This window comes from Pseudomonas sp. ASL3 (assembly GCF_056680425.1).
Map to the genome: position 1 here is coordinate 1305841 of NZ_CM155281.1, position 11247 is coordinate 1317087.

12 protein-coding genes and 1 tRNA gene are annotated in these 11247 nt (G+C 58.9%); 9 read left to right on the forward strand and 4 right to left on the reverse strand.

The window, feature by feature from the left end:
* Nucleotide 1: 1 nt before the first annotated feature.
* A complete protein-coding gene (locus AC1MEE_RS05925) occupies nucleotides 2-790 on the reverse strand; it encodes an SDR family oxidoreductase (protein WP_480414382.1) in 789 nt (262 codons plus the stop codon).
* A 236-nt stretch (nucleotides 791-1026) separates the two neighbouring features.
* Here AC1MEE_RS05925 and AC1MEE_RS05930 point away from each other — a divergent pair, with 236 nt between their 5' ends.
* Both AC1MEE_RS05930 and AC1MEE_RS05935 read left to right on the forward strand, forming a co-directional pair.
* On the forward strand, nucleotides 1027-2190 hold the full coding sequence (locus tag AC1MEE_RS05930; protein ID WP_480414383.1) for an iron-containing alcohol dehydrogenase: 1164 nt from the start codon (nucleotides 1027-1029) through the stop codon (nucleotides 2188-2190).
* Between the two features lie 45 nt (nucleotides 2191-2235).
* Nucleotides 2236-2550 carry an NIPSNAP family protein gene (locus tag AC1MEE_RS05935; RefSeq protein ID WP_480414384.1) on the forward strand — a complete coding sequence of 105 codons (315 nt, stop codon included), beginning with the start codon at nucleotides 2236-2238 and terminating at the stop codon, nucleotides 2548-2550.
* A gap of 318 nt (nucleotides 2551-2868) precedes the next feature.
* Here AC1MEE_RS05935 and AC1MEE_RS05940 read toward each other — a convergent pair whose 3' ends face one another.
* Complete coding sequence (locus tag AC1MEE_RS05940) at nucleotides 2869-3798, reverse strand: LysR family transcriptional regulator (protein ID WP_480414385.1); 930 nt, start codon at nucleotides 3796-3798, stop codon at nucleotides 2869-2871.
* Between the two features lie 292 nt (nucleotides 3799-4090).
* Between AC1MEE_RS05940 and AC1MEE_RS05945 the strand changes: the two genes are divergently transcribed.
* A complete protein-coding gene (locus AC1MEE_RS05945) occupies nucleotides 4091-4912 on the forward strand; it encodes an alpha/beta fold hydrolase (protein ID WP_480414386.1) in 822 nt (273 codons plus the stop codon).
* Between the two features lie 6 nt (nucleotides 4913-4918).
* Here the strand turns inward: AC1MEE_RS05945 and AC1MEE_RS05950 are convergent, their stop codons facing one another.
* A complete protein-coding gene (locus AC1MEE_RS05950) occupies nucleotides 4919-5827 on the reverse strand; it encodes a LysR substrate-binding domain-containing protein (protein WP_480414387.1) in 909 nt (302 codons plus the stop codon).
* Between the two features lie 159 nt (nucleotides 5828-5986).
* On the opposite strand from AC1MEE_RS05950, the gene AC1MEE_RS05955 reads away from it, so the two are divergent.
* The 3 genes from AC1MEE_RS05955 (at nucleotide 5987) to AC1MEE_RS05965 (ending at nucleotide 8348) form a co-directional block, all read left to right on the forward strand.
* Complete coding sequence (locus AC1MEE_RS05955) at nucleotides 5987-7006, forward strand: aldo/keto reductase (RefSeq protein ID WP_480414388.1); 1020 nt, start codon at nucleotides 5987-5989, stop codon at nucleotides 7004-7006.
* A 78-nt stretch (nucleotides 7007-7084) separates the two neighbouring features.
* Nucleotides 7085-7882: an SDR family NAD(P)-dependent oxidoreductase gene (locus AC1MEE_RS05960; protein ID WP_480414390.1), complete on the forward strand. Its 798-nt coding sequence runs from the start codon at nucleotides 7085-7087 to the stop codon at nucleotides 7880-7882.
* Nucleotides 7883-7937: 55 nt separating this feature from the next.
* Nucleotides 7938-8348: an SRPBCC family protein gene (locus AC1MEE_RS05965; protein ID WP_480414391.1), complete on the forward strand. Its 411-nt coding sequence runs from the start codon at nucleotides 7938-7940 to the stop codon at nucleotides 8346-8348.
* A gap of 3 nt (nucleotides 8349-8351) precedes the next feature.
* Here the strand turns inward: AC1MEE_RS05965 and AC1MEE_RS05970 are convergent, their stop codons facing one another.
* On the reverse strand, nucleotides 8352-9269 hold the full coding sequence (locus AC1MEE_RS05970; protein ID WP_480414392.1) for a LysR family transcriptional regulator: 918 nt from the start codon (nucleotides 9267-9269) through the stop codon (nucleotides 8352-8354).
* Between the two features lie 133 nt (nucleotides 9270-9402).
* On the opposite strand from AC1MEE_RS05970, the gene AC1MEE_RS05975 reads away from it, so the two are divergent.
* From AC1MEE_RS05975 to AC1MEE_RS05985, 3 genes are all read left to right on the forward strand, one after another.
* Nucleotides 9403-10074, forward strand: a complete 672-nt coding sequence (locus tag AC1MEE_RS05975) for a glutathione S-transferase family protein (protein WP_480414394.1) — start codon at nucleotides 9403-9405, stop codon at nucleotides 10072-10074.
* Nucleotides 10075-10167: 93 nt separating this feature from the next.
* Nucleotides 10168-11091 carry an alpha/beta fold hydrolase gene (locus AC1MEE_RS05980; RefSeq protein WP_480414396.1) on the forward strand — a complete coding sequence of 308 codons (924 nt, stop codon included), beginning with the start codon at nucleotides 10168-10170 and terminating at the stop codon, nucleotides 11089-11091.
* A gap of 60 nt (nucleotides 11092-11151) precedes the next feature.
* Nucleotides 11152-11227, forward strand: a tRNA-Asn gene (locus AC1MEE_RS05985).
* Nucleotides 11228-11247 lie beyond the last annotated feature (20 nt).

The following is an 11247-nucleotide window of genomic DNA, read 5'->3' on the forward strand; positions in this document are numbered from 1 at the left end:
GTCAGAACGTGCCTGGATAAGCGCCGCCGTCGAGCAACAGGTTTTGCCCGGTCAGGTAACCGGCATGGGCGCTGCACGTGAACGCGCACAGTGCGCCGAACTCATCGGCATTGCCAAAGCGCCCTGCGGGAATCTCCTGGCGCCACTGATCACTGAGGCTCTCTACACTGCACTGGGAAGATTGCGCGACGGTACTCAGGTTTTTCTGCAAGCGCTCAGTGTCGAAGGAGCCTGGGAGCAGGTTGTTGACCGTGACGTTATGCCCGGCCAACTGCGGTTGCCGCGCCAGACCGGCGATGAATCCCGTGAGCCCGCTGCGCGCGCCGTTGGACAAGCCAAGGATGTCGATCGGTGCTTTGACCGCCCCTGAGGTGATGTTGACGATGCGTCCGAAACCACGCTGGGCCATGCCGTCGACCGTGGCCTTGATCAGCTCGATGGGGGTCAGCATGTTGGCATCCAGTGCCTTGAGCCAGTCCTCGCGCTGCCAGTCACGGAAGTCGCCCGGTGGCGGGCCACCGGCGTTGTTGACCAGGATGTCGACCTGCGGACACGCGGCCAGCAGAGCATCACGCACGGCCTGTTCGGCGACGTCACCGATCACAGTGCGCACTTCAATCTGCGGATGAAGCAGGCGTAATTGTTGTGCGGCGTGCTCCAGCGCTTCGCTGCCCCGCGCATTGATCACCAGATTGACACCTTCTTTGGCCAGCGCCCGAGCGCAGCCCAGGCCCAGTCCTTTACTGGCTGCGCAGACCACTGCCCAGCGTCCTGATATGCCTAGATCCATGACGATGCTCCTATTGGTTGATGGACAAGATGGCCGTTTGCGGCGAAGCCAGCACTGTAACGGGCATGGCCGACGGCAGGGGATGAAAAAGGGTTATCGCTGGATCAGCTCTTTTCATTATCAACGCGCCGAGACGCTTATTACTGTTTCGGGGCGCAGCGATCCGAGCCTTTTCGGCCGCCTGAGAAGGACTTCGCGACTCGTGTTCCAAGACCAATAAAATCCGGAGTGCCCCGATGAGTTCGTTTCAATTTTATTTTCCCACCACCCTGAAATGTGGGAACGGCCTTGCGCGACAGGCCGGCGCCTTGTTGAAACCGTTTATTCAAAACAAATTGCTGATCGTGACCGATGAAGGCCTGTTGCGCTCGGGGGTACTTGAAGGCTTTTTTCAGTCACTCAACACCGAATCTATTGCCTATGAAGTGTTTTCCGGCGTCGAGCCCAACCCGTCGACTGACGTGTTGGATCATGCCGTCGAATTTCTGAAAAGTCATGGTTGCGATTCAGTGATCGGCGTTGGCGGAGGCAGCAGTATCGATACCGCCAAGGGTGTCGCGGCGATGGCCTGTAATCCGGGCCATATTCTGGATTACGAAGGCTTTGACAAGTTGATCAATCCGCCGCTGCCGATCTTCGCGATTCCGACGACGTCTGGCACCGGCAGCGAGTGCACCGCATCCACGGTGTTTACCAATAAAAAAACCATGTTCAAGACGGTAATCATCAGCCCGTGGCTGTATCCGAAACTGGCGATTCTCGATGCCGAACTGACCCTCAAGTTACCCCCGGCAATCACCGCCGCCACGGGCATGGATGCGCTGACCCACGCCATCGAGTCTTACGTGTCCAAGCAGGCGAATCCAGTCAGTCAGGCACTGGCGATCCAAGCCATCAAGATGATCAGCGGCCATCTCCGCAGGGCGTTTTTTGTCGGCTCTGACATCGAGGCCCGGGAGCAACTGTTGATGGGTTCATTCCTTGCTGGCGTAGCCTTCGCGCAGTCGAAGCTGGGCAATGTACACGCCATTTCCCACACATTTGGCGGCGTCTTCAACATCCCGCACGGCATAGCCAACGCCACGCTGTTGCCGTACGTGATCGAGTACAACCTGGCTGCCTGTCCGGAACGGTTTCGCGATATCGCGATTGCCATGGGCGAGAGCGTCGACGGCCTGAGCGCGACCCAGGGCGGTCACAAAGTCGTGGATTACGTGGTCGCCCTGAACAAAGCCATCGGTATTCCCGACAACATCAAGGATCTGGGGGTTGATCTCGACTACCTGCCGCAGATGGTCAGCGACTCCATGCGCAGCGGCAACGTACTGGTCAACCCACGTCTGACCACCGCCGTTGATATCGAACGAATTATCAGTAACGCCTACCACCGGGTGCTTTGAATTCCCGGCGATGACTCACTTACCCATTTAAACAGGTGAATTCAAATGTTTTACGAAATGCGCACGTACACGATTCAAGTCGGAAAGATGCAGGAATACCTGCGTCATTTCGAGGAAATGGGTTTGCCGGTGATCTCGCGCTACACCACATTGGTAGGGTGGTGGTACACGGAAATTGGCGAACTCAATCAGGTGATTCACATCTGGGCGTATGAAAGCCTGGATGAGCGGATCGAAAAAAGAGCGGCGCTCTATCAAGACCAGGATTGGCTGAATAACTTTGTGCCCAAGGCATTTCCGATGCTGGAAAAACAGGAATCGAAGTTGCTGATGGCGGCTAATTTTTCGCCCATTAAATAAGCGTCGCCCGGTTGTCGATGTCTGGCGAAAGACCGGGTGTCGATCCGTGTTGTTACTTCGTCAACTGCCGGAAGTGAATTTTCGAAAATCTGAGCTGACTTGTCTGCGATCGGTCCGGGGTCGCGTCCGACCGAAGCAGTCGCAAATGGGCTGGACGCGATATCGCTGGAAGGTCCTTCGTGTCGGACGCGACCCCGGCCTTTCGCAGACAAGTCAGCTCCCACGCCCTTCGGGCAGAATCGAGACCGAGTTTGCTGCGCGACAGCGCGGCGTCGATGACGGGGCGGGATCTCCTACACAGGTTCTATGTTCGCCGTGTCAACCCGGCAACTGCTTGGTGAGTTCCTCGATCAGTAACAGCGCCGCAGGCGACAGATCGGAGCCGATGCGGCTGATGGCGCCATAGGGTTCGATCAATGCCCGCAGTGCCACCGGCAATTGAACCAACAGGCCGAATTTCTCGCCGAATTCGGCCACTTCCCGTGGAATGACTGCCACCAATGACGGGTCTTCTTGCAGCATCATCAAGGTCGCGAAGGTCGAGGCGGTTTCCAGCGGGTAGCGTGGCACCTCAAGGCCGGCTTCGTTTAGCTCACGTTCCAGCGCCTGGCGCATGGGCATGTTGACTGGATACACGATCCAACGGTAATCGCTCAGTTGCGTCAGTTCCAGCAACTGCGCACTGGCCAGCGGATGAGCCCGGTTCGCCACCACCGACAGTGGCTCCTCACTGAGGGTCAGGCAATCGTAGGCGCCTGATCGCTGACTCACGCTGGTGCGACAGATCGCCAGGTCCAGGCGACCCTGATCGAGCAGACCAAGCAAATTCGCACTGGTGTTTTCCACAACCTCCACCGACAGGTCCGCTTGCCGGACCCTGAGCCGGCTCAAGGCCCGAGTCAACAGCGGCACGGCGCCCATGATCACGCCCACGGACAAACGCCCGCCATGGCCCTGTGTGATGCCGATTATTTCTTCGCGCAAGTGCGCCAGGTCGCTGTAGATCAGCCGTGCGTAGCGAATCACGCAACGCCCCAGATCGTTGGGTTTCAGGCCTTTGGGTTGGCGCTCGAACAGCGGCATGCCGAGGATCGATTCGATCTCATGCAAGGCCTTGGTCGCGCCGGGTTGGGAGATCGAGATGTGTTCGGCGGCCTTGTGCAGCGAACCCTGCTCATCCAGGGCGATCAGCAGACGCAGCTGTTTGAGGCGTAAACGTGAGGCGATGGTTTTAAGGGTGGGGACCATGGGGCAGGGATCTCGGCAACGGGACGGGAATGCGAGAAAGCCGTGCGGAGTATCCCTGCGGTCTTTACCCGGACCTACCCTTGTTTGAGCAAAAGTCATTTGCGCAAAAGTCACGAATGGAGTCTGAACCGTGATGCCGGTGGTCACGTGAGCCAGTGATGACGCTGCACAGTCCGCAATCGCGTCTAGGCTTTACGTCCACGACACGTTCAGCGCATTGGCGCTATTTGTCATGTCGTTCGACGTGTCGTCCTTGAACCATCTACAGCTTCATTACCAGAGGAACACGGCTATGAGTACGCTGACTGTCAAAGATGGCACCGAGATTTACTACAAAGATTGGGGGACCGGGCAACCGGTGGTGTTCTCCCATGGCTGGCCGCTGGATGCCGACGCCTGGGATAGCCAGATGGCTTTCCTCGGCAATCATGGCTATCGGGCGATCGCCCACGATCGACGAGGCCACGGCCGATCCAGCCAGCCGTGGGACGGCAACGAGATGGACACCTACGCCGATGATTTGGCGGCGCTGTTCGAGAAACTCGACCTCAAGAACGCAATCATGGTCGGCCATTCCACCGGCGGCGGCGAAGTGGCGCGTTACATCGGTCGCCATGGCACCTCGCGCGTGTCCAAAGCCGTGCTGATCAGTGCCGTACCGCCGCTGATGCTGAAAACAGAGACCAACCCCGAAGGGTTGCCGATTGATGTTTTCGACGGCATACGCTCCGGGGTCATCGCCAACCGTTCGCAGTTTTTCAAGGACCTGGCCGTTCCGTTCTTCGGCTTCAATCGCCGTGGCGTCGAGAAGTCCGAGGGCACCATCGACTGGTTCTGGGCCATGGGCATGCTCGGCTCGTACAAGGGCGAGCTGGACTGCATCAAGGCGTTTTCCGAAACCGATTTTACCGAGGACTTGAAGAAAATCGACGTGCCGACCCTGATCCTGCACGGCGACGACGATCAGATTGTGCCGATCAAGGCCTCGGGCCTGCTCAGCGCGAAGCTGGTGAAAAACTCGACGTTGAAGATCTACCCCGGCGCCTCCCATGGCATGTGCACCACGCTGGCTGCTCAGATCAACGAAGAGTTGCTGGGCTTTATCAAAGGCTAGCGCGGCTTAATCACCGCTGCGGGTGGTGATGCCCTCGATCAGCACCTGGCGGAAGGTTGCCACCAATGGGCGCAGATTGATCCGGTGCCATGCAGCCCACAGCGGTGTCGTGTACAGCAGCCACGGCAGCTCACGCAGCACTACGCCTTTGGGGGCGTTATGACGCAGGCTTTTTTGAATCATCGATACGCCCAGGCCCGCCGCCACCAAGCCGAGCGCGGTCAGCGGTTCGGTCGCTTCCAGGCGGATGTCCGGGTTGAAACCGGCTTTCACGCAGGCCGAAACAAAATCGTCGTGCTTGCTGCTGCTCTGCCGGTGAGAGACCGCGATCCACTCTTGTTCGGCCAGATCACCGGGGCTCAGTTCTGCCTGCTGCGCCAGCGGATGCAGCTCAGGCAGCGCCAACAACATCGGATCATTCAGCACGCGTGCGCTGTCCAGATCCGCGTCGTCGCTGGCCGGTGGTTCGCTGACCAGCGCGATGTCGAGACTGCGCTGGCGCAGGCCTTCCAGTTGCTCGGTCGAGTTCAGGCTGTACAGGGCGATATGCACGCCGGGGCGGGAGCTGCGCAAGACGCGCAAGGCATCGGGCAACACGCCGGAGTGCATGGAGTTTTCGATATAGCCGATGCACAGACCGCCTTCTTCGCCACGGCCAAGGCGGCGACCGAGGGACTCCAGACGATTGGCGTGGGTCAGGAAGGCGCGGGTTTCGGCGAGAAAGGTCTGGCCATCGATGGTCAGCCGAATGCGCTGTTGACTGCGCTCGAACAGGTTCAGGCCCAGGCGTTCTTCCAATTGCGCGATCTGCCGGCTCAGCGGCGATTGCGAAATATGCAGGCGTTCCGCAGCGCGGCCAACGTGCTCTTCTTCGGCGACCGCCACGAAGTAACGGAGCTGGCGTAGATCGATCATGTGAGACCTCTAGGGACTTAAGTCTGGCGAATTATGTCTTGGACGGTCAAAGACCCGCAACCTAAGATTTGCCCCGAAGCAGTGATCGGCCCATCGCGAAGATGTCGCCATCCCCTACACCCTCACGGTTACGTGAAATTATTTTTGAAGGATTTATCCATGAGTCTCAGAGACAAACTGCAAGGTGTTCTGGGTTTTGGCACCGCGCCATTGGGCAATATGTTCCGGGCTATTCCAGAGGAAGAAGCCGCCGCCACGGTTGAAGCAGCCTGGGAGCAAGGCGTTCGTTACTTCGACACCGCGCCGTTCTACGGTTCCGGGTTGTCGGAAATCCGTCTGGGCGCCGCACTGGAAGGGCACCCGCGGGACCAATACGTACTCAGCAGCAAAGTCGGCCGGGTGATTCTGGATGAAGTCGAAGACGTGGCCGCCCGAGATCTGGGCGAAAAAAGCGGTGTTTTCGAACACGGTCGCCCGAACAAGATCGTTAACGATTATTCGGCGGACGCGACCCTGCGTTCGATTGAAGGCAGCCTTAAGCGCCTGCGCACTGATCGGCTGGACATCGTCTGGGTTCATGACATCGCTCAGGATTTCTATGGCGATGAGTGGCTTGAATACTTCAACGTTGCGCGCAAAGGCGCCTTCCGGGTGCTGACCCGTCTGCGTGAGGAAGGGGTGATCAAGGCGTGGGGGCTGGGCGTAAACAAGGTCGAGCCTTGTGAGCTGACGCTGGACCTGGCTGAAGCTCAACCAGACGCTTTCTTGCTGGCCGGTCGCTATAGCCTGCTCGATCATGACCGCGCCTTGCAGCGCTTGATGCCGGCCGCTCTGGCCGCCAACGTCGATATCGTCGTTGGCGGCCCGTACAGCTCTGGCGTGCTGGCCGGTGGTGCGCACTTCGAGTACCAGAAAGCGTCGTCTGAAATTCTCGCCAAGGTCGAGCGGATCAAAAGCATTGCACAGCGTTTCAACATCGACATCAAAGCCGCCGCCTTGCAGTTTTCGTTGGCCAACCCGGCGGTGGCTGCGGTTATTCCCGGTGCCAGTCGCCCAAGCCGTATCGCTGAAGATGTCGCAGCACTCAACGCGGTGATTCCGCCAGAGTTCTGGCGCGAATTGCGCCAAGCGGGCCTGGTCGCGGGCAATGCCCCGTTGCCCATCGACGCCAAGCAGTAACCGTCATGCCTCGTTGCTGATTTCGTCATCACCGGCATCAGCAGCGAGGCAACATTCAGTCTCCAATCGAGGTCAATCATGCAAATCGATCTTTCCAACAAAGTCGCCATTGTCAGCGGGTCTACCGCCGGTATCGGTTTTGGCATCGCCAAGGGCCTGGCTCAGGCCGGCGCCACGGTGGTGGTCGTTGGCCGTCAACAGGACAAGGTCGACGAAGCCGCTTCGTCGATTCTCAAGATGCTGCCTGAGGCGAAGGTGCGCGGTGTGGTTGCAGATCTGGGCTCGGTCGAAGGTGCCGAAGCACTGTTCAAGGCTGAGCCGATGGCAGACATTCTGGTCAACAATCTTGGCATCTTTAACGACGTCGATTTCTTTGATGTACCCGACAGCGAGTGGCTGCGGTTTTACGACGTCAATGTCATCTCTGGCGTGCGCCTGTCGCGTCATTACGTGCCGGGTATGGTCGAACGCAAATGGGGCAGGGTGGTGTTCATTTCTTCCGAGTCCGGCATCGCCACGCCAGCCGACATGATCAACTACGGCGTGACCAAAAGCGCCAACCTCGCGGTGTCCCACGGTCTGGCCAAACGTCTGGCGGGTACCGGTGTCACCGTCAACGCTGTGCTTCCGGGGCCGACCTTCACCGATGGCCTGGAGCACATGCTCAAGGACGCGATCGCAGCCTCCGGACGTAGCGCGCGTGAAGAGGCCGATGCGTTCGTCAAGATCGCGCGCCCGACATCGATCATCCAGCGCGCGGCTGAAGTGGATGAAGTCGCGAACCTGGTGGTCTACATTGCGTCGCCGTTGTCTTCGGCTACTACGGGCGCTGCATTGCGTGTCGATGGTGGTGTGGTCGATAGTCTGGCGATTTGATTCCTTTCCGGCTTATTGAATCCTGATCCCTTGAACCCTATTTTGGAGAAATACCGTGGCTAAAGCGTCTGCAACGATTGAGATTCCAACGACTGCCGATCACGTATGGCAACTGATGGGCGGCTTCGACTCCTTGCCCGACTGGTTGCCATTCATTAGCAAAAGTGAAGCGAGCGAGGGTGGGCGCGTGCGCCGTCTGGAAACCGCTGATGGCGCGGTGATTGTCGAGCGACTCCAGACCTACGATAACAAGGCGCGTACCTACACATACTCGATTGAACAGGGACCGTTCCCAGTCACCGATTATCTGGCGACGATTGCGGTTCGCGAAGTGGCCGGCAAACAGGCGACAGAGGTCCAGTGGTCGGGCAGCTTCACCCCCATCGGTGTGACGGATGCCGAGGTCGTCGAACTGTTCACCGGCATCTACCAGGGCGGCCTTGATGCGCTGAAAGCCAACTTTTAAGCTTTAGTTAAACTGATCATTGCCCTGCACCAGCCGGGTTGCCAGATGGGTCTGCTTGAGTTTTTCCAGCCACCAACTGAGCGCCCGTCCTTCGTGGTCCCCGCGCCAGCCGACGTAGAGAATGTTCGGTTCGCGAGGGTCGGCCATGCGCTTTTCGATCAGCTCGCCGCTTTTAAGCAACGAGCTGACGCGGTGTCTGGGCAGCCAGCCGACGCCGAGACCATCGCGTTGCGCGAGGATTTTTGCGCGCATGCTCGGCACGGCGAGTACCGGTTGCCCACCTGACACGCCGTAGGTGCGGCCTTCGGTGGCTCTGGAGGAGTCCGCCACCACCACCGCCCGGTGTTGGCTGACGGCCGCTCGCGAGATGGGTTCTACGGCCTTGGCCAAGGGATGCCTGGGCGAAACTGCAAACACCCACTCCATTTCCCCCAGCTGAAACCAGCGCAACGTCGGGATGGCCGGCGGTTCGTTGGTCGCGCCGATCACCAGGTCTGCACGGCCCTCGAGCAGTACCTCCCAGACGCCCTTCAGCACTTCATGGGTCATGCGCAACGGTACGCCCGAGTCCAGCGCGTCGAACTCACGGATCACCGGCAGCAGTGTTTCGAATTCGAGCAACTCGTCAGTGACGATCCATAACCGGCTTTCCCAGCCATTGGCCACTTGCTGCACGCGCTGGGTCAGGCGGGAAATATCCAGCATCAGGCGCGCCGCCTCCTGCACCAGCAGTTCGCCAGCCGGCGTGAGTTGCAAGCGATAACGGCGGCGGTCGAACAGCAGCGCATCGAAACGCTCTTCCAATTGCCGGGCGGCATAGGAAATGGTCGACGGCGCTTTGCCCAGCCGCACGGCCGCCCGGGACAGACTCCCGGTTTCGCGGATGGCTTCGAGCAGGGCGAAATCTTCACTGGACAACATGTTCGACTCCTTCGAATGAATAGAGCGAAATCATTGTACGTCATTCGAACGAGACGGGCACATCCTCTGTTCCAGCGTAACCCACCGCTTGGGCACTACCCGCCCACTCATTCGAATTCAAGAGGCCGTCCCCATGAAATTCTTTTTCCACCCTTCGCCAAACCCGATGAAAGTCGCGCTGCTGCTTGAAGAACTGCAAACGCCGTACGAGCTGATCGCCGTCGATACGTTCAAGGGTGAGCAGCATCTGCCTGCGTTCCTGGCCATCAACCCGAACGCCAAGGTCCCGGCGCTGACCGACGGCGACGTCAAGGTGTTCGACTCCCACGCAATCCTGTTGTACCTGGCGCAAAAAAACGCCCGCTTCTTGCCAGTCGCTGAACAGCAAGGTGAGCTGTTGTCCTGGCTGATGTACATCGCAACCGGTCTGTCGCCGTTTTCCGGTCAGGCTGTGCACTTCCTGCACCACGCGCCGGAAGCCGTACCGTACGCTCGCAATCGTTATCTGAAAGAAGTCGAACGTCATTACAGCGTCCTCGACCAGCGCCTGGCCAACTCGCGTTATCTGGCCGGTGACGACTACAGCATCGCCGACATGGCGCTGTGGGGCTGGGCCAACTACGCAGGTTACGTGCTGGGTGAAAGCGGCCTGACTGCGTACCCGAACGTGAAGCGTCTGTTCGATGAAATCAGTGCTCGTCCGGCCGCGCAGCGCGCCCACGGCCTGAAGGAAAAACTGACCCTCAAGGCCGAGTTCGACGAAGAAACCCGTCGCGCGCTGTTCCCGCAGAACGCAGCGCTTTAATCCGGCTGTTTCAGGCCGGCCCGACACAGGGGCGGCCTATGCTTTTGAATCAGTGCACTCGCCGCAAGTATTCATCCACTCGAGGACATCGCTATGCTCAAGCTGACTGCATCACTGATCGCCGTCTCGTTCGCCGCTATATTTGCTGCTGCTCCGGCGTCGGCGGTCACGCCATTCCCCGCCAGTTTCAAGATCGAAGACATTCAAACCAACGGCACTACCTTGCATGTTCGTGTCGGCGGTCATGGCCCGGCAGTGGTGTTGCTGCACGGCTTCGGCGATACCGGCGACATGTGGGAACCGCTGGCTAAAGAATTGGCGAGCGATCATACAGTGATCGTCCCGGACCTTCGCGGCATGGGCCTGTCCAGTCGCCCCGAAGGCGGCTACGACAAAGACACCCAAGGCCTGGATATTGCAGGCCTTCTGGACGCGTTAAAGGTCGGCAAGGTCGAAGTCGTCGGCCATGACATCGGCAACATGGTGGCCTACTCCTTCACCGCGCAATTTCCTGCCCGCGTCACCCGTCTGGTGCTGATGGACGCGCCACTGCCCGGCATCGGCCCCTGGAACGATATTCTGCTGAACCCGATTGTCTGGCACTTCAATTTCCGCGGCCCGGATGTAGAGCGGCTGGTGGCGGGGCGTGAGCGTATCTATCTGGATCGCTTCTATAACGAATTGTCATACGACCCGGCGAAGATCGATGAGCAAACCCGCGAGCACTACGCAGGCCTTTACGCCCAGCCTGGTGCCATGCATGCCGCATTCAATCAATTCGGCGCATTCTCGCAGGATGCCAGGGACAACCAGACGCGCCTCGCCAAGACGGGCAAGCTGGACGTGCCCGTACTCGCTGTGGGCGGTGAAAAGTCACTCGGCGTTGGCATGCAAACCTTCGCCGAGGCGGGTTTCACCCACGTAAAAGGTCTGATCGTGCCCAAGGCCGGTCATTGGATCATGGAAGAACAGCCTGACTTCATCGTGCCGCGCATCAAGGCGTTTTTAGCGGAGTAGGGCGGGTCTTTTTCATTGAAGACTTGACTTGTTCTTTTCAATCAGTAACATACGGCGCATTCCGCGATAGCTCAGTTGGTAGAGCAAATGACTGTTAATCATTGGGTCCCTGGTTCGAGTCCAGGTCGTGGAGCCAGATTTTTCAAGGGGTTGAGC

What these genes read in the sequence shown, in the direction of transcription:
- AC1MEE_RS05980 (WP_480414396.1), top strand. Translation starts at nt 10,168, where the DNA reads ATGCTCAAGCTGACTGCATCACTGATCGCCGTCTCGTTCGCCGCTATA.
- AC1MEE_RS05940 (WP_480414385.1), bottom strand. Translation starts at nt 3,798, where the DNA reads ATGGTCCCCACCCTTAAAACCATCGCCTCACGTTTACGCCTCAAACAG.
- AC1MEE_RS05945 (WP_480414386.1), top strand. Translation starts at nt 4,091, where the DNA reads ATGAGTACGCTGACTGTCAAAGATGGCACCGAGATTTACTACAAAGAT.
- AC1MEE_RS05925 (WP_480414382.1), bottom strand. Translation starts at nt 790, where the DNA reads ATGGATCTAGGCATATCAGGACGCTGGGCAGTGGTCTGCGCAGCCAGT.
- AC1MEE_RS05975 (WP_480414394.1), top strand. Translation starts at nt 9,403, where the DNA reads ATGAAATTCTTTTTCCACCCTTCGCCAAACCCGATGAAAGTCGCGCTG.
- AC1MEE_RS05970 (WP_480414392.1), bottom strand. Translation starts at nt 9,269, where the DNA reads ATGTTGTCCAGTGAAGATTTCGCCCTGCTCGAAGCCATCCGCGAAACC.
- AC1MEE_RS05950 (WP_480414387.1), bottom strand. Translation starts at nt 5,827, where the DNA reads ATGATCGATCTACGCCAGCTCCGTTACTTCGTGGCGGTCGCCGAAGAA.
- AC1MEE_RS05960 (WP_480414390.1), top strand. Translation starts at nt 7,085, where the DNA reads ATGCAAATCGATCTTTCCAACAAAGTCGCCATTGTCAGCGGGTCTACC.
- AC1MEE_RS05935 (WP_480414384.1), top strand. Translation starts at nt 2,236, where the DNA reads ATGTTTTACGAAATGCGCACGTACACGATTCAAGTCGGAAAGATGCAG.
- AC1MEE_RS05955 (WP_480414388.1), top strand. Translation starts at nt 5,987, where the DNA reads ATGAGTCTCAGAGACAAACTGCAAGGTGTTCTGGGTTTTGGCACCGCG.
- AC1MEE_RS05930 (WP_480414383.1), top strand. Translation starts at nt 1,027, where the DNA reads ATGAGTTCGTTTCAATTTTATTTTCCCACCACCCTGAAATGTGGGAAC.